This window comes from Streptomyces varsoviensis (genome assembly GCF_000718635.1).
In the GTDB taxonomy this organism is placed as follows: Bacteria; Actinomycetota; Actinomycetes; order Streptomycetales; family Streptomycetaceae; genus Streptomyces; species Streptomyces varsoviensis.
Genome location: NZ_JOBF01000027.1, coordinates 37,113 through 53,361, shown reverse-complemented (window position 1 = coordinate 53,361; position 16,249 = coordinate 37,113). Strand labels below are relative to the sequence as shown.

Sequence of the window (16,249 nt, the reverse complement as noted above, 5' to 3'; positions counted from 1 at the left end):
CTGACGCTCTATCAGCCTGCCGCCCCGCGCTCCCTCCCCCGCAGCCGACGCCAGACCGCCCGTGCCGCGTGGTGGCCCGACATGCCGTGGACGCCCGGGCCCGGCGGGGTGGCGGAGGAGCAGATGAAGACGGAGGGGTGGGCCGTCTCGTAGGGGACGCGGGTGAGCTTGGGGCGCACGAGGAGGCGCAGTCCCTCGACAGAACCGGTGGCGATGTCGCCGCCGACGTAGTTGGCGTTGCGGGCGGCCAGCCCCGGCGGGCCCGCGACCGCCCGGGCCAGCACCAGGTCCCGGAAGCCCGGCGCGAAGCGGTCGAGTTGACGCTCGATGACCTCCAGCGCGTCGCCCTCCCAGCCGTTGGGCACGTGCCCGTACGCCCAGAAGGTGTGCTTGCCGGCGGGGGCGCGGGTCGGGTCGACGACGCTGGGCTGGGCGGTGATGAGGAACGGGACCGACGGGTCGCGGCCGTCGGCGGCGGCGCGCAGGGCCGCGGAGATCTCGCCGTACGTGGGGCCGATGTGCACCGTGCCCGCGCGGCGCGCCGCCTCGGCGGTCCACGGCATGGGGCCGTCCAGCGCGTAGTCGACCTTGAAGACGCTCGGGCCGTAGCGGTAGCCGCGGTAGGCGTTGCCGAGGCCCGCGATGCGGGCGAGGGCCGTCGGCGAGGTGTCGAAGACGTAGGCGCGGGCGGGCGGCAGATCGTCGAGGCGCTTGACCTCGAAGTCGGTGTGGATCGCGCCCCCCTGCTCGCGCAGGTACGAGCCGAGCGCGTCGGAGATGGCCTGGGAGCCGCCGCGCGGCACGGGCCAGCCGACCGAGTGCGCGGCGAGCGCGAAGATGAGTGCCATGCCGCCGGTGCCGAGGGAGCCGAGCGGCGCGATGCCGTGCGCGGCGAGCCCGGCGAGCATGCCGCGTGCCTTCCGCTCCCGGAACCGGCGCACCAGCAGGGTCGCGGGCTGGGCCGCGACCGGGCCGAACCGCGCGTAGGTGAGCGGGTCGCGCGGCGGGCCGTCCCACTGGGTGCGCAGGAAGTCGGCGGCGATGGCGTCCCACTTGCCGAGGAAGGGGGTGAGCAGCCGCCGGTACGTGCCGGCGTCGCGCGGACCGAGCGACATCGCGGTCTCGCCCACCGAGCGGGAGAGGAGCGCCGCGGTCCCGTCGGGGAAGGGGTGCACCATCGGCAGGTCGGGGTGGAGCCAGGTCAGGCCGTGGCGGGCGAGCGGCATGGCGTTGAAGGCGGGTGACCCGACGCCGAGCGGGTGCACGGCGGAGCAGGGGTCGTGGCGGAAGCCGGGGAGGGTCACCTCCTCGGTGCGCGCTCCGCCGCCGATGGTCCGGGCGGCCTCGAACACCTCGACGGCCAGACCGCGCCGGGCGAGTTCGACGGCTGCGGTCAGTCCATTGGGCCCGGCACCTACCACGACCGCGTCGAGCATGGTTGGCACCGGATGGGCTCCCCTCGTCGTCGCGGCCGCCCGCGGGCTGCGGGGCCGCGGAAGTCGGCGTCAGCCGGCGGACGCCAGCAGCCCCAGGATAAGCCGAGCCGTCTCGGCGTCCCGCGCCGCGGCGAACGGGAGGGCGTTGTCCCCGGTGATCCGGAAGGGCTCGCCGGCGACCGTGGCGCTCGTGCCACCGGCCTCGGCGACGAGCAGCAGCCCGGCCGCGTGGTCCCACGCGTTCTCCCAGGAGAAGGCGAGGCCGTCGAGGGTGCCCTGCGCGACGTGCAGGTATTCGAGGCCCGCGGAGCCGCAGGGCCGGGGCGCGATCCCGTCGACGTCCAGCACGGCGAGCACCCGCTTCTGGTCGTCGTTGGTGAAATCGTGGTGCGAGGTCGCGACTTCCAGGGTCTTGCCGGGCTCGGGCGAGCCGCAGCGGATCGGCTCGCCGTTGAGCACGGCGCCCCGGCCGCGGACGGCGACGGCCATCAGGTCCAGCGCGGGCCCGTACGTGAAGGAGGCCAGCGACTCGCCGCCCTGGGCGAGGGTGACGAGCGTCGAGAAGCCGGGGTCGCCGTGGACGAACAGCCGGGTGCCGTCGACCGGGTCGACGATCCACACCGGCGCGTCGCCGCGCAGGGCGGCCAGCACGGACGGATCGGCGTGCACGGCCTCCTCGCCGACCACGACGGAGCCGGGGAGCAGCGCCGTGAGCGAGGCGGTGAGGTGCTCCTCGGCGAGCCGGTCGGCGGTCGTGACGAGGTCGTGCGGCCCGTTCTTCTCGATGATCTCGTGGGCGGCGAGCTGCCGGAATCTCGGCATGATCTCGGCCGCGGCCGCCTTGCGGATCGCCTCCTCGACGTCGGACACCTCGAAGTTCGTCAGCAGTTCTTCGATCATGCGTCCATCGAACCACGCGTCACCGACAGTGGCGATGTACGGCATGGTGACGTAAGTCGTACATGGGGTTAACGCCCTACCGCGTACCCCTGCATTCCGCGTGGGTTGGCCGCCGCCGACACCACGCCCGTCCGCGGGTCGCGCGCCACCGCGCACAGCCGCCCCTCCGACCAGGGCTGTCCCACGCTCACCTGGTGCCCCCTGCGGCGCAGCTCCTCGATCACCTCGTCGCCGATCCGGGCCTCGACGGTCACGCTGCCGGGCACCATCACGCGCGGGTAGAAGGAGCTGGGGAAGCTGTCCTGGTGCCAGTTCGGCGCGTCGATCGCGCCTTGCAGGTCCAGCCCGCCCCGGACCCGCTCGCGCAGCGCCACCGCGAGGAAGAAATGCACCTGCCACTGGTCCTGCTGGTCGCCGCCGGGGGTGCCGAAGGCCAGCACCGGCACGCCGTCGCGCAGCGCGAGGGAGGGGGTCAGGGTCGTACGGGGGCGGCGGCCGGGCGTGAGCGAGTTCGGCAGGCCCGGGTCGAGCCACGCCATCTGGAGCCGGGTGCCGAGCGGGAAGCCCAGCTCGGGGATGACGGGGTTGGACTGGAGCCAGCCGCCGCTCGGCGTCGCGGCCACCATGTTGCCCCAGCGGTCGACGATGTCCACGTGGCACGTGTCGCCGCGGGTCGTGCCGTCCTTGGCCACGGTCGGCTCCCCCGCGCCCGTACCGGCGATGCCCATCGCGTAGAAGTTCGCGTCGGCCGCCTCGACGGACGTGGGGTGCACCGGGAGCCGCGGCTCCCGGCCGTCGGGGCTGCCGGGGCGCAGCTCGTACGAGGCCCGCTCGCCGATCAGGGCGCGGCGGTCGGCGTTGTACCCGGCCGAGAGGAGGGTGGCCAGCGGCACGTCCGCCGCGTCCCCGTACCAGGCCTCGCGGTCGGCCATGGCGAGCTTGCTCCCCTCGACGAGGGTGTGCACGTACTCGGGGGTGCCGTACGCGAGGTCGTCGGGGAGCAGCGCGAGCTGCTGGAGGAAGACGGGCCCCTGCGACCACGGCCCGGCCTTGCAGAGGGTCCAGCCGTTCCAGTCGTACGTGACCGGGTCCTCGTACGTCGCCTCGTAGGCGGCGAGGTCGGCGGCGGTGAGCGTGCCGGTGTGGCGCTCGCCCGAGGTGTCCATGGTGGGCCGGGCCGAGGCGGCCACGAACGCCTCGGCGACGAACCCCTCGCGCCACACCTTCCGCGCGGCGTCGATCTGCGCGGCCCGGTCCACGCCGCCGGCCTCCGCCTCGCCTATCAGCCGCCGCCAGGTCGCCGCGAGCGCCGGGTTCTTGAAGAGCCGGCCCGGCGCCGGGGACTCGCCGCCGGGCAGGTAGAGGGCGGCGGAGTCGGTCCACTCCGTCTCGAACAGCTCGCGGACGCTCTCCACGGTCTCGCCGACCCGCTCGACCGGTGCGTGGCCGCCCTCGGCGTACCCGATGGCGTACTTCAGCACGTCGGCGAGGCGCTTGGTGCCGTGGTCGCGCAGCAGCAGCATCCAGGCGTCGAACGCGCCGGGCACGGCCGCCGCCAAGGGGCCCGTGCCGGGGACGAGTTCGAGGCCGAGCCCGGTGTAGTGCTCGATGCTCGCCCCGGCGGGGGCCGGGCCCTGCCCGCACAGCACGCGCACCGGCCCGTCGGCGGGCGCGAGGATCATCGGCACCTCGCCCGCCGGTCCGCACAGGTGCGGCTCGACGACGTGCAGGACGAATCCGGCGGCCACGGCCGCGTCATAGGCGTTGCCGCCGTCCTCCAGCACCGCCATCGCCGACTGCGAGGCGAGCCAGTGGGTGGAGGACACCATTCCGAAGGTTCCTTGGAGGGTCGGCCGGGTCGTGAACATCGTCGGACTCCTCAGTTCGGGCGGTACGGACGGTGCGAGCGTACGGGCGCCGCGGGCGTGCGGGTGGGGGCGTACGGGCGGTAGGGGCGTCCGGGCAGGGCGAGCCCGCGGCCCGTACCAGGTGTACGGGCCAAGTGGCGCGCATCCTACGCCGGGAGGTCCTTCAGCCAGGTGGCCACTCCGCCGTGGTGCGAGCAGGTGCCGCGACGGTGCGCGGAGTAGGAGTAGCTGCCGTCATTGCAGACGGCGGAGGCGCCGCTGTGGGAGTCGGTGCTCGAACCGCCGCCGCTCGAACCGCCGGAGGAGGAGTGGCCGCCGGAGGACGAATGGCCGCTGCCGGAGGAGTGGCCGCCGCTGGAGGAGGAGTGTCCGGACGACGAGTGGTCGGCAGCGGAGCTCCCGTCCTCGTCCCCGCTCTCGTGCCGGGCCGCCGGGGGCTTCGGCGCGGGGACCTTCGCCGCCGGCTCGGGCGCGGAGGCCTGGGTGGTCTGCGACGGCGTGGGAGTGGGCGTGGGCGTCGGGGTCTCGGTCTGGGTCGGCGTGGGGGTCGGGGTCTCGGTGGGCGTGGCCGAGGCCGATGCCGTCGCGGTGACCTCGGGCGACGGGCTCTTGTCCGTACCGCCGCCGTCCGAGCCGTCGCACCCGGCGGCGCCGAGCCCGAAGACCAGCACGGCCGCCGCGGCGGCCCACGCCCGCCCCGGTCTGCGCGCGGTGAAGGCGGTGAATATGTTGCTCACGATCAGGTCCCCCCTGACCCTCTGCTGCACGGAGCGTCCGCGCATGGCTCCGCCGCCCGGTCGCGAACCGACGCCCGGCCGGACCGGGAGGGCGGTGTGGGGGGCATGGTGCGCGTGGGGGGTGTGGGGAAGGAAGTACGTGGGGTGCGCAGAGTGTACGACGGGATGGGCTTGGGCGGCTCCGGGATATACGGCACTTATCGCGCTCATCAGACACACACCCCCTATCGCCCCTTTCGGTGGCATCACCGCGCCATCACCGCGAACCGGAAACCCCAGTAACGTGGGCGGCGAACCGGCGGATGTTCGAAGCCGGTCACGGAAGAGGCGGAGGAGAACGCGGTGCACGGTGAGTACAAGGTCCCCGGCGGGAAGCTCGTCGTCGTGGATCTGGAGGTCGAGGACGGGGTGCTGCGCCAGGTGCGGGTGGCCGGGGACTTCTTCCTCGAACCCGACGAGGCGCTGGGCGCCATCGACGCCGCGCTGGAGGGCGCGCCCGCGTCCATGGAGACGCCGGGGCTCGCCGCCCGGATCACCGCGGCGCTGCCCGAGTCGACCGTGATGTTCGGACTGACGGCGGAGGGCGTGGCGATCGCCGTCCGCCGGGCGCTCGCGCACGCCACGGAGTGGAGCGACTACGACTGGCAGCTCATCCACGAGGCGCCGCAGTCGCCCGCGCTGCACATGGCGCTGGACCAGGTGATCACGGAGGAGGTGGCGGCCGGGCGGCGGCCCCCGACGCTGCGGGTCTGGGAGTGGGCCTCGCCCTCCGTGATCATCGGGAGCTTCCAGTCGCTGCGCAACGAGGTCGACCTCGACGGGGCCGCGCGGCACGGCGTCGAGGTGGTGCGGCGGATCTCCGGCGGCGGCGCGATGTTCGTGGAGCCGCCGAGCACCATCACGTACTCCCTCTCCGTACCGGACTCGCTGGTCTCCGGCCTCTCCTTCGCCGACAGCTACGCCTACCTCGACGACTGGGTGCTCGCCGCCCTCGGCGACATGGGCATCAAGGCGTGGTACCAGCCGCTCAACGACATCGCCACCGAGGCCGGCAAGGTCGCCGGCGCCGCCCAGAAGCGGATGGTCGGCCCGAACGGCGGCCCCGGCGCGGTCCTGCACCACGTGACGATGTCCTACGACATCGACGCCGACAAGATGCTGGAGGTGCTGCGCATCGGCAAGGAGAAGCTCTCCGACAAGGGCACCAAGAGCGCGAAGAAGCGCGTCGACCCGCTCCGCCGACAGACCGGGCTCCCCCGCGAGGCCGTCATCGACAAAATGATCGGCTCCTTCCGCGCCCGCTACGGGCTGGCCCAGGGCAAGGTGAGCGACGCGGAGCTGGCACGCGCCGAGGACCTGGCGCGCACCAAGTTCCAGACCGACGAGTGGACGGCGCGCGTGCCGTAGACCGCGGTCCGCGAACTCCCGTAGAGCGGAACGTAGATGGGATGTAGACACCCGGGAGCGACGATGAACCGCGGGCGCCGGAGCTGGTGCGACACCGGCCCTGACGCTCCATCAATGCGGCGTCCCGCCGTCTCGTCGTCCCCGTCATCCCGTCATCCCGTCATCACGTTCCGAACGATCAGGAGATGCTTCGTCATGCGCGCTCTGGGAAACCTTCGCCACCGCCGGGCGGCCGTGCTGGCCGCGACCGCCGTCTCCGTGCTGGCCCTCGGCGGCCTGGCCGCCGCCGAGGTGCGGGCGGCTGATTCCCCTCAGTGGCGGACGGCACTCGTCGCCGACGCGCCGGTGGGCGGCCCGGGTGAGGTCCACCCGCCGGACGAGTGGAACAGCCAGGCCTGACGCGGCCGGCGGCCGGCCCGGACCGCTTATGGCTCGCGGCCGGGCGCGGGGGGCAGCACGGGCTACGGCCGGTCGCCGGACCGGCTTCGGGCCTGGTGGAGGAGGTCCGCGGCGCGTGCGACGTCCGGCAGGCCGCTCCGGGTGAACAGGGCGTACGCCTCCGCGGCGCGCGTCGCGGCCTCGTCGTGACCGCCGCGGTCCAGCTCGATCCGGGCGAGGGTGAGGAGGGCGTGGCCGTGGTCCCAGTCGGAGCCGGTGTGGCTCTCGTAGTGGGCCAGGGCCAGCAGGGTCTCCGCGCGGGCCCGGTCGTGCTCGCCCAGCGCGTGGAGGGTGGCCGCGCCGCGGTAGCGGGCCTGCGCCTCCTGACCGGGGAAGCCCCACCGCACGCAGATGCTCAGACATTCCTGATGGTCGCTCAAGGCCGCGGCGTACCGGCCGCATTCGTGCTGGGCGAGGGCCCGGATGCCGAGGGCGTGGGCGATGCCGCGCTGGTCGTCCACGCCGCGCAGGAGCACCAGGGTCTCGTCGCAGGCGGTGACCGCTTCCGCGCAGCGGCCGCCGCGCAGCCGGGCCATGGCCCCGTTCAGTACGGCCGTCAGTTCGCCGGAGCGGTGCCCCATGTCGCGGGCGGTGTCGCGGACTTGGTCGAAGTGGCGGACGGCGTCCTCGTACCGGTGCTCGAACAGGGCGATGACACCGAGGTCGTTGAGGGTCTGGCGGAGGATCACCACGTCACCCGCCCGTCGGCTGGCCTCGGCCGCGCGGCGGGTATAGGCACCGGCCTCCTTCAGCCGGGTGGTCTGCAGCGCGGCGTTCCCGCAGACGAACAGGGCGCGCCCGGCGGCGCGGTCGGCGCCGGCCGCGACGGTGCGCTCGGCCACCGCCCGGGCGGCGGCGGCGAGCCGCGTGGGCGGGATGTAGCGGCCGAACGGGCTCAGCGCGATGAGCAGGTCGGCGGCGCGGTCGAGCAGTACGGGCGCGTGGGGGCCCCGCCGCGCGGTCAGCAGGATCACGTGGAGGACGCTGTCGTATTCCTCGATCACCCAGTCGCGGGCGGCGGCGAGATCCGTGAAGCGCGGCCCGCGCCCGTCGCCGGCGGTGAACACGGTGTGCACCGGGTCGCCCGGCACCATCTGCTGGAACGCCGAGGACGCCACGGCCAGCCAATGATCGAGCAGCCGGCCGAGGGGGTGCCCGGGGTCCTCGTCGGCGGGGGCCGGCAGCCGCTGGGCGAAGGCCCGTACGAGGGGGTGGTAGCGGTAGCGGTCGGCGGCGGGCGACTCCAGCAGGGCCGTGTCCACCAGTCCTTCCAGCAGCGATTCGGCCTCCGGCTCCGGGAGGCCGAGGGCGGCGGCCGCCGCGCCGAGGGCGATGCCCGGGCCGACGACCGGCGCGAGCATCCGGAACGCCCGCGCCTGGCCGGCCGGCAACTGCCCGTAGCTCAGTTGGAAGATGGCGGTGACGGCGAGGTCGCCGGTGCGCAGCTCGGCCAGGCGGCGCTGTTCGTCGTGGAGCCGGCCGACCATGCTGGCCAGCGTCCAGCCGGGCCGGGCGGCCAGCCGGGTGGCCGCGATGCGGACGGCGAGCGGCAGGTTGGCGCAGGCGGCGATCAGTTCCGCGGCCGCCGCGGGCTCCTCGCCGGTCCGGTCGGCGCCGATGAGGCGGCGCAGCAGCGCCAGCGCCTCGTCCGTCTCGAAGACGTCCAGGTGGATGTGGGCGGTGGCGGGCAGCCCGCCGAGCCGGCCGCGGCTCGTCACGACCACCGCGCACTGCGACGATCCCGGAAGCAGCGGCCTGACCTGCGCGGCGTCCTTGGCGTCGTCCAGCAGTACGAGGAGGCGGCGGCCGTCGAGGACGGTACGGAGCAGCCGGGTCCGGTCCTCGGGCGACGGCGGGATGTCCGGGCCGGGCACGCCGAGCGCCGCGAGGAAGCTGGCGAGCACGGCGGCGGGGTCGGCGGGCTCCGTACTCGACCCGCGCAGGTCGGCGTAGAGCTGGCCGTCGGGGTAGTGGGCCTTGACGCGGTGCGCGACCCGCAGGACGAGCGTGCTCTTGCCGATGCCGCCCATGCCGCTGACCGACACCACGGTGAGGGCCTGCCGGTCGGTCTCGCGCAGCGCCTCGGACAGCCGGGCGACGGCTCCGTCCCGGCCGCTGAAGTCCGAGATGTCGGGCGGGAGCTGGGCCGGGGACGGGCGGCGCGGCGAGTCGGACGGGGCCGGGGCGGCCGGGGCCGGTGGCCGGTCGAGTACGTGCGCGACGCTCTCGGCCACCGCGGCGTTCTCGGGCACGGCGGGGAGGGTGGGGCTCGCGGCGGCGGGCGCGGACGCCAAGGGTGCGAGGGCGGCGGAGCCGGCGGTGGGCGGAGCCGGAGCGGCGGGCGCGGAGGCGCGGGGCGCGGTGCGTTCGGGCAGGTCGTTGGTGAGTATGTGCTGGTGCAGGGCGCGCAGTTCGGGGCCCGGCTGGATGCCGAGTTCCTCGTCGAGGAGCTTGCGCGCCCGCGCGTACACGGCCAGGGCCTCCCCCTGCCGCGCGCAGTGGTAGAGCGCCTCCATCAGGAACCCGTACGGGCGTTCGCGCAGCGGGTTCTCGTCGGTGAAGGCGAACAGGTCCGGGACCACGGCGGCGTGCCGGCCGAGCGACAGGTCGTTGTCGAACTGCTCCTCCAGCAGCATCAGCCGCAGTTCGACGAGGCGACGGCGCTGCTGTTCGGCGAACGGGCCGGGGACGTTGGCCAGCGGCTCGCCGCACCAGAGGCCGACGGCCTCGGCGAGCAGCCGGGCGCACTCCTCGGGCCGGCCCGCCGCGCGCGAGCGGCCGGCCTCGACGGCGAGCTGTTCGGCGCGGCAGGCGTCGATGTCGCCGGCCGGGACCGTGAGGCGGTAGCCGGAGCCGGTCGAGAGCAGAATCTCCGGGATGGAGTCGTGGGCCCTGAGGCGCTGCCGCAGCCGCCACGCGTAGGTGCGCAGGACCGTGGCGGCCGAGTCGGGACACTGCTCGCCCCAGACCATGCTCATCAGCTCGTGCAGGGACGCTGCCCGCCCGGAGCGCAGCAACAGCGCCGCGAGCATGGCCTGCTGCTGTGGCGGGCCGGCCGGGATGTCCGTACCGCTGTGGCTGATTCGCACGGCTCCGAGCATGAAGAAACGCACCGTGTCGCCCATGGCGCCCTCTCTATCTGGTGTGCTTGACAGCACGCTGGCGCCCCCGCCACAGATATGGAGTGACCCTACCGAACGCGGGTTCCGGCGGTCCGAATCTTGGCCGGAGTGCACCGTACATGTTCCTCGGCCCTTTCGGGCCCCTCCGGACGTGCCCAAAGGGCATCGGCGGGCGGGCCGTTGGGCAGACGAGGGGCACGACCCGGCGCACCGCCGCCCGGCGGCCGGCCGCTCGTCGGCCCCGCCGAGCTACCGGCCTCCGAGCCGCCCGCCCGGCGGGCCGCCGAATCGCCGGGCGCGACCGCCAGGCGGGAACGGGCGGCGGGGCCCCGGAGTATATGCGGACGGCCCCTCGGCCAGTGGTTGACGCAGTATATTGACTCATTGATTACCGTAGGAGTCACATTGAGGGGGAACGTCATGCCGGAAGGACAGTCGCTGGGCGCGCGGATTCGCCGTCTGCGGAGGGCGGCCGGGATGTCCCAGTCGGAGCTGGCCGGCGGCGGTCTGTCCCCCAGCTATATCTCGCTGCTGGAGGCCGGAAAGCGCACGCCCTCCCCCGATGTGCTGCGGCAACTGTCCGAGCGGCTCGGCTGCGCCCCCGAGCACCTGCTGGAGTGCCTGGAGCCGGAGGAGCGGCCGGACGCGCTCCAGGCGGAGCTGCGGTACGCCGAGATCAGCCTGCGCAACGGCGACCCGGCGGCGGCGCTGGAGACGTACACGGCGGTGTGCGAACGGGCGGGCGCGGCCGGGTACGAGGATGTACGGATCGCGGCGGAGTTCGGGGCGGCCAGGGCGCTGGAACACGGCGGCCGCCTGGAGGAGGCGGCCGACCGCTACCAGCGGCTGCTCGATGCCCCGGACGCCGGCCGCGGTTCCGTGCCCCGGCTCGCGGTCGCCGTGGCGCTGTGCCGCTGCTACCGCGAGATCGGCGATCTCGCGCACGCCATCGAGCTGGCCAACCAGGTGCTGGAGGAGGCGCGCCGGCTCCAGCTCACCCCGACCGTGCTGGGCATCGAGCTGCTGTCCACCCTCGTCGGCCTGTACTGCGAGCGGGGCGACCTGCACCGGGCGGCCTCCCTGGCCCGTACGGCCATCGAGGAGGCGGAGGGGGTCAGCGACCGCAAGGCGCTGGGCGCCGCGTACTGGAACGCGGGCGTCGTCGCCCACCGCGGCGGCGCCTCCGCCGACGCCCTGCCGCTGCTGGAGCGGGCCCTGGCCCTGTACGCCGAGGGCGACGACGCCCGGGCGCTCGCCCGGCTGCGCAACGCCTACGCCGCCGTCCTGATGCGGTCGGAGCCGGCGGACACCGCCACCGCCAAGGCGCAGTTGCTGCGCAGCGCCGAGGTGCTCGCCGACGAGGGCAGCACGGTGGACGTGGCGTACTGCGAGACCGCGCTCGCGCGCGCGTACCTGCTGGAGGCGGACCCGGGCGCGGCCCGGGAGCACGCCGGGCGCGCCCTCGCACTGCTCGGCACGGGGCACCGGTTGGAGACCGCGCGCACGCTGCTGGTGCTGGCCGGCGCGCAGTTGCACACCGGCGAGGCGGCGGCGGCCGAGGCGAGCTGCGAACGGGCGGCCCTGCTGCTGGAGGCGTCCCAGGCCGACCGTCAGGCCGCCGCCGCGTGGCAGGACCTGGCCGAGATCCTGGAGCTGTCCGGGCGCCAGGACAAGGCCCTGTGGGCATACCGCCAGAGCCTGCGCTGCCTCGGCCAACAGGGCGACCTGGGCCCGGCGCTGCGGGGCCGGGCCACGGATCGGGCCGGCCGGGTCGGTCCGTGAGGGGTGGTTGAGTCGTACGGGCCGGGGGCGGGCCCTTCCGTTGGTGACGGCCCGCCAGGTCGTACGGGCCGGGGCCGGACCTTCCCGCTGGTGACGGCCCGTCGGATCGTACGGTCCGGGTGCCGTGCCTCCCCGCTGGCGACGGGCCGTCAGGTCGTACGGAGCCGGGGCCGGGCCCCCGCTGGTGACGGCCCATCAGGTCGTACGGGCCGGGGCCGGGAGCCGGCCCCGCCGTCGGCGACGGATCGCGGTCAACGCCGGTCCGCGGAACCGTAGATGGCAGGTCGATCATCGGTTGACCACGGGTGCGTAGCGTCCTTCCCGTACCGGGGGCCGGTCCGGCATCGCCGTCGCCGTGCCGCCCTCGGAGACAGCAGGTCCCGGACACGAGGTCCCGGACGGAAGGCCCCACGTTCCAGGAAAGCGAAGGCTGCCATGTCCCATGCCGTCGACCACTCCGCCGACACCCTTTCCCCCGCCCGCATACGGAGCGTCATCCCGGGCGCCCGCCGCCCGCGGGCCCGTCTCCTGTACCGCCCGCTGACGGCCCTGGCCGTACTGGCACTGCTGACCGCGGTCCCCCTCGGCCGGCCGGCCGAGGGGTCGTCGCTGGCGGCAGCGGAGACCATCGCGACGGTGCAGTCGCCCCCCTCCGACATCCCGATGTGCTGCTGACCCGGTCGCGCGCCCTTTCCCCGCGGCGGGCCCGGGCTACGGCACGCCCGCCGCCCCGTCCTCCCCGGCCGGTTCGCCCTCCGGCCGCTGGTGCAGCGACAGGGCGCACAGCAGCAGTTCCGTCCGGCTGGCGGCGCCGGTCTTGGCGCGGATGCGCCGTATATAGGTGTCGACGGTATGGCGGCTCAGGCCCAGGCGGCGGGCGATCACCACGTACGTGTCGCCGTTGGCCATATGCCCGAGCACCTCGCGCTCACGCTCGCTCAACGCTCGTACAGCCTCGATGTCACAGCGCATGACCCGCAACCTATCCATGCATGACTAGCCGGTCAATAATGCTGTCACAAACATTTTCGCGGGTTATTGGGGTTAGTATGCGGTGCAGCCGCGGCCACCCCGCGTCCCACCATGGGGGGCGACGCCCGCAAGAGAGTTCACCGCGACGAAATCCCCGGTGCGCCCGCCACCGCGGCCTGCTAACGTGTCCGGCATGAAGCGCGCTGCGATGAGCATGACGACGACGCCGGAGAGTGTCCCGGCGCGCTGACAGCATTTCTGAGTCCGAAGCCCCGGGGTGAGTACCCCGGGGCTTCGCCTTGCGGTCACTCCCCCGGCCATCATGAGGAGACCGCCATGCACGACCACCGCCAACTCGGCCGCGAACTCGGCCTGTTCGACACCGACCCGCTCATCGGCGCGGGGCTTCCGTACTGGCTGCCCGACGGCGCTGCCATCCGGCACACCCTGGAGGAGTACATCCGCGGCGCCGAACGGCGCGCCGGGTACCGGCATGTGTACTCGCCGGTCCTCGGCAAGCGGGAGCTGTACGAGATCTCCGGCCACTGGGCGCACTACAGCGACGACATGTTCCCGCCGATGGACCTGGGCGGCGAGCAGTTCGTGCTGCGGCCGAGCCTGTGCCCGCACCACGCGGTGATCTTCCGCTCCCGGGCGCACAGTTACCGCGAACTCCCCCTGCGCATGGCCGAACTCGGCGGCATGTACCGCTCGGAGCTCTCCGGCGTACTCGGCGGGCTCACCCGGGTCCGCGCCATCCAGCTCAACGACGCCCATATCTTCTGCACCCTCGACCAGGTCGCCCAGGAGGCGCGCGGTGCGCTGGAGATGATCCGCCGCGCGTACGAGGCGCTGGGCATCGCCCCGTCCCGCTACCGGCTCTCCCTCCCCGGCCCCGGCGGCAAGTACGTGGCCGCGCCCGAGAAATGGGAACGGTCCACCGCCCTGCTGACCGAGGTGCTCGACGGCTCGGGGCTGCCCTACGAGGCGGCCGAGGGCGAGGCCGCGTTCTACGGGCCCAAGATCGATGTGCAGGTCACCGACGGCGCGGGCCGGGAGTTCACCCTCTCGACCGTGCAGGTCGACTTCCACCAGCCGGAGCGGTTCGGCTTGCAGTACATCGGCGCGGACGGCGCGAAGCACCGGCCCGTCATGATCCACCGCAGCATCATCGGCAGCGTGGAGCGGGCCGTCGCCCACCTCATCGAGGAGCACGGCGGCGCCTTCCCCGCCTGGCTCGCCCCCACCCAGGTGGCGGTCCTCCCCATCTCCGACGCGGAGCTGCCGAACGCCGACGCGTTCGCCCGGCGCTGCGCCGAAGCCGGGCTGCGCGCCGAGGTCCGCGGCCCGGCGAGCGGCACCCTCGGCGCCCGTATCCGGGAGGCGCGCCTCGTCCCGTACCAGGCCGTCATCGGCGCCAAGGAGGCCGTCGACGACCGGGTCGCGCTGCGGCTGCGCGACGGGCGGCGGCTCGAACCCCTGCCGAGCGAGGACGTGCTCGCCCGCATCGGCGCGCTCGTCGACACCCACAGCACCGAGGTATGGGACCAGGCCGCCGCCGCGTAGGACCGCCTCATGCGCTCACCCGCCCGCCTGGAGCGGCGGGCGGGTGAGCGGGGGCTTCGGGAGGGGGCGGCCCCGGTCCGTAGGGGCAAGCCCGGCGCGTGAGCTGCCGGTTCAGGGGCGGGCCCGGTTCGTATGCGACCGGTTCAGGAGGGGGACGTCTCGTAGGCGGGCCCGGTTGGTCAGCGGCCGGTTCAGGGGCAGGCCGCCGCCGCGTCGCCAGTGGGAGAGGTCCGGCGGAGCTTGCCGCTGGGGGTTCTCGGCAGGGTCCCCGTGGCCGCCACCTCGACGCGCGGCGCGGGCAGCCCCAGGGCCTCGGCGGCCCTCCTGACCTCGGCTTCCAGGCCGGGGGCGGCGAGGCGGCCGCCTCGGGTCTCCACGAGGCAGACGAGCGGGCCGCCCCCGAGCACGGCGACGTCCGTGACGGCCGGCAGCAGGCGGACCTCGTATTCGAGCCGGGCCGCGCCCACGGGGTGCTCCGCCGAGTCCCGGCCGACGACGAAGAGGTAGCCGTCGCGGTCCATGAACCCCAGGTCGCCGGTGCGCAGCAGGGGCGGGTCGTCGGCCCGGCGGTCGATCTCCCGCAGCCGTACGCAGATCTCCCCGGTCTCCCCCGGCGGCAGCGCCCGCTCCCCCTGCCGGATCTCGACGCGGATGCCCGCCAGCGGCCGGCCGACCGAGCCGGGGTGCGCCAGCCATTCGGGGGTGGTGATCTCGGTGAGAGTGCTCCGGGACGTTCCGTAGTACTCGTGGAGTACGGGCCCGAGCAGGGCGATCGCGGCCCGTTTGACCGCCGGCGGGCAGGCGGAGCCGCCGTGGAAGAGGGCCCGCAGCCGGTGGGCGGGGGCGTGTCCCGCCTCGACGACGGCGAGCAGCAGGTCGGGGCTGAGCATCGCGCTGTCGGCAGCGTGCCGGTCGATGAGGCCGGCGAATCCGGCGGGCGACCACGCGCGCTGGACGACGACGGCGCTGCCGGCCTGGAGCGCGTAAAGGGCGGGGCCCAGGGTGCCGAGGTGGTAGGTGGGGCTCGCCATGAGGTGCGGCCCCCGGTCGGTGCCGGCCTCGTAGCGCGGGGCGACGGCGACGCCGCGGTACGGACGGCGGGGGCGGGCGCGGGGCACCCCTTGCGGGACGCCGGTCGTCCCCGAGGTGGAGAACGCGAGGTAGCCGGCGCCGACCGCGGGCACGGGGGCGGTGAGCGGCACACGCGCGCCCAGCTCGGACAGTTCGCCGTCGGTCGTCACCGGACAGCACAGCGCCGGGTCCCGGTGCTCGGCGCGGGAGGCGGACACGTGGACGGCGACCTCCATGTCCGTGAGCAGCTTGTCCTCCTGGTCGGGCGTCAAGTCGCTCGTGTCGCAGGGGAAGAGGCCGTACCCGTACTTCAGGGCGGCCAGCGCCAGGGCGAAGAAGCGCGGCCCGGGCGGGATGTCGGTGGACACCATCGCGCCGCTGTGCAGTCCCGACAGGGCGAGTCCCCGGCCCAGCCGGTCCGCCGCGCCGGTCAACTCACCGAAAGTCAGGGCCTCTTCGTCTGCGACCACGGCCGTTCGGTCGGGGTACCGCTCGGCGGTCCGCCAGGGGTTCCACATGTACTGCTGCTGCACTGCACGTCTCCTTGCCGCCCGGTGAACTTCCCCAGTGACCTGACCCAATGACCTGGCCCAATGACCTGGCCCGGTGGCCTGACCCAGTGGTCCGACCCAGTGGTACGAAGCGTCGCGGCGCCTGTGCGGCGCCCATGCGAGCTGTTCGGCGCCTACGCGGCCGTCGCGGCCACGCCGATCGCGTCGGCCAGTCCGCCGAGGTCGGGCGTCCGCATGATCAGCGCCACGTCGATGAGCGTGCCCAGGCGCCGCTCCAGCGCGTTGGCCAGCTCGACGGCGTCGACGGAGTCCCCGCCCAGGGCGAAGAAGTTGTCCGTGCGGGCGGCCTCGTGGCCGAAGATCTCTGCGGCTGCCCGCAGCACGTGGTCCAGTACCTGGTCCGGCGTCATGTCCTTCATAGTGTTGAGCCCTTCTCGT

General features: G+C 74.3%; 13 protein-coding genes. 5 read left to right on the top strand and 8 right to left on the bottom strand.

Annotation, left to right across the window (positions count from 1 at the left end):
• Positions 1 to 11 precede the first annotated feature (11 nt).
• From IF55_RS30065 to IF55_RS40915, 4 genes are all read right to left on the bottom strand, one after another.
• Entirely contained in the window at positions 12 to 1,445 is a 1,434-nt protein-coding gene (locus IF55_RS30065; protein WP_030877676.1) for a phytoene desaturase family protein, read from the bottom strand.
• A 60-nt stretch (positions 1,446 to 1,505) separates the two neighbouring features.
• Positions 1,506 to 2,336 (bottom strand): inositol monophosphatase family protein, encoded by an 831-nt coding sequence (locus IF55_RS30060; RefSeq protein ID WP_030877678.1) that lies wholly within the window; start codon positions 2,334 to 2,336, stop codon positions 1,506 to 1,508.
• A gap of 68 nt (positions 2,337 to 2,404) precedes the next feature.
• A complete protein-coding gene (locus tag IF55_RS30055) occupies positions 2,405 to 4,204 on the bottom strand; it encodes a gamma-glutamyltransferase family protein (protein ID WP_030877682.1) in 1,800 nt (599 codons plus the stop codon).
• 146 nt (positions 4,205 to 4,350) lie between these two features.
• Complete coding sequence (locus IF55_RS40915) at positions 4,351 to 4,941, bottom strand: DUF3761 domain-containing protein (RefSeq protein WP_245661508.1); 591 nt, start codon at positions 4,939 to 4,941, stop codon at positions 4,351 to 4,353.
• A 342-nt stretch (positions 4,942 to 5,283) separates the two neighbouring features.
• On the opposite strand from IF55_RS40915, the gene lplAB reads away from it, so the two are divergent.
• Together lplAB and IF55_RS30040 are read left to right on the top strand one after the other, a co-directional pair.
• Entirely contained in the window at positions 5,284 to 6,348 is a 1,065-nt protein-coding gene (gene lplAB, locus IF55_RS30045; protein WP_030877687.1) for a lipoate-protein ligase LplAB, read from the top strand.
• Positions 6,349 to 6,543: 195 nt separating this feature from the next.
• Positions 6,544 to 6,747 (top strand): hypothetical protein, encoded by a 204-nt coding sequence (locus IF55_RS30040; protein WP_030877690.1) that lies wholly within the window; start codon positions 6,544 to 6,546, stop codon positions 6,745 to 6,747.
• Between the two features lie 62 nt (positions 6,748 to 6,809).
• On the opposite strand, the gene IF55_RS41270 is transcribed toward IF55_RS30040, so the two are convergent.
• The gene (locus IF55_RS41270; RefSeq protein ID WP_048832739.1) at positions 6,810 to 9,911 is read right to left on the bottom strand and encodes an AfsR/SARP family transcriptional regulator; all 3,102 of its coding nucleotides are present in this window, start codon (positions 9,909 to 9,911) and stop codon (positions 6,810 to 6,812) included.
• A gap of 417 nt (positions 9,912 to 10,328) precedes the next feature.
• Here IF55_RS41270 and IF55_RS30030 point away from each other — a divergent pair, with 417 nt between their 5' ends.
• Together IF55_RS30030 and IF55_RS30025 are read left to right on the top strand one after the other, a co-directional pair.
• Entirely contained in the window at positions 10,329 to 11,690 is a 1,362-nt protein-coding gene (locus IF55_RS30030) for a helix-turn-helix domain-containing protein (protein WP_030877695.1), read from the top strand.
• 435 nt (positions 11,691 to 12,125) lie between these two features.
• A complete protein-coding gene (locus tag IF55_RS30025) occupies positions 12,126 to 12,365 on the top strand; it encodes a hypothetical protein (RefSeq protein ID WP_030877698.1) in 240 nt (79 codons plus the stop codon).
• Positions 12,366 to 12,401: 36 nt separating this feature from the next.
• Here IF55_RS30025 and IF55_RS30020 read toward each other — a convergent pair whose 3' ends face one another.
• Positions 12,402 to 12,662, bottom strand: a complete 261-nt coding sequence (locus tag IF55_RS30020) for a response regulator transcription factor (protein ID WP_048832738.1) — start codon at positions 12,660 to 12,662, stop codon at positions 12,402 to 12,404.
• A 258-nt stretch (positions 12,663 to 12,920) separates the two neighbouring features.
• Here IF55_RS30020 and thrS point away from each other — a divergent pair, with 258 nt between their 5' ends.
• The gene (gene thrS, locus IF55_RS30015; protein ID WP_346009445.1) at positions 12,921 to 14,228 is read left to right on the top strand and encodes a threonine--tRNA ligase; all 1,308 of its coding nucleotides are present in this window, start codon (positions 12,921 to 12,923) and stop codon (positions 14,226 to 14,228) included.
• A 191-nt stretch (positions 14,229 to 14,419) separates the two neighbouring features.
• Here the strand turns inward: thrS and IF55_RS30010 are convergent, their stop codons facing one another.
• Complete coding sequence (locus IF55_RS30010; RefSeq protein WP_030877707.1) at positions 14,420 to 15,832, bottom strand: class I adenylate-forming enzyme family protein; 1,413 nt, start codon at positions 15,830 to 15,832, stop codon at positions 14,420 to 14,422.
• A gap of 152 nt (positions 15,833 to 15,984) precedes the next feature.
• Positions 15,985 to 16,221 carry an acyl carrier protein gene (locus IF55_RS30005; protein ID WP_157854285.1) on the bottom strand — a complete coding sequence of 79 codons (237 nt, stop codon included), beginning with the start codon at positions 16,219 to 16,221 and terminating at the stop codon, positions 15,985 to 15,987.
• Between the last annotated feature and the right edge of the window lie 28 nt (positions 16,222 to 16,249).

Coding starts and splice junctions, on each gene's coding strand:
- IF55_RS30060 (WP_030877678.1), bottom strand. CDS start 2,336: ATGATCGAAGAACTGCTGACGAACTTCGAGGTGTCCGACGTCGAGGAG.
- IF55_RS30055 (WP_030877682.1), bottom strand. CDS start 4,204: ATGTTCACGACCCGGCCGACCCTCCAAGGAACCTTCGGAATGGTGTCC.
- IF55_RS30040 (WP_030877690.1), top strand. CDS start 6,544: ATGCGCGCTCTGGGAAACCTTCGCCACCGCCGGGCGGCCGTGCTGGCC.
- IF55_RS41270 (WP_048832739.1), bottom strand. CDS start 9,911: ATGGGCGACACGGTGCGTTTCTTCATGCTCGGAGCCGTGCGAATCAGC.
- IF55_RS30030 (WP_030877695.1), top strand. CDS start 10,329: ATGCCGGAAGGACAGTCGCTGGGCGCGCGGATTCGCCGTCTGCGGAGG.
- IF55_RS30025 (WP_030877698.1), top strand. CDS start 12,126: ATGTCCCATGCCGTCGACCACTCCGCCGACACCCTTTCCCCCGCCCGC.
- IF55_RS30020 (WP_048832738.1), bottom strand. CDS start 12,662: ATGCGCTGTGACATCGAGGCTGTACGAGCGTTGAGCGAGCGTGAGCGC.
- IF55_RS30005 (WP_157854285.1), bottom strand. CDS start 16,221: ATGACGCCGGACCAGGTACTGGACCACGTGCTGCGGGCAGCCGCAGAG.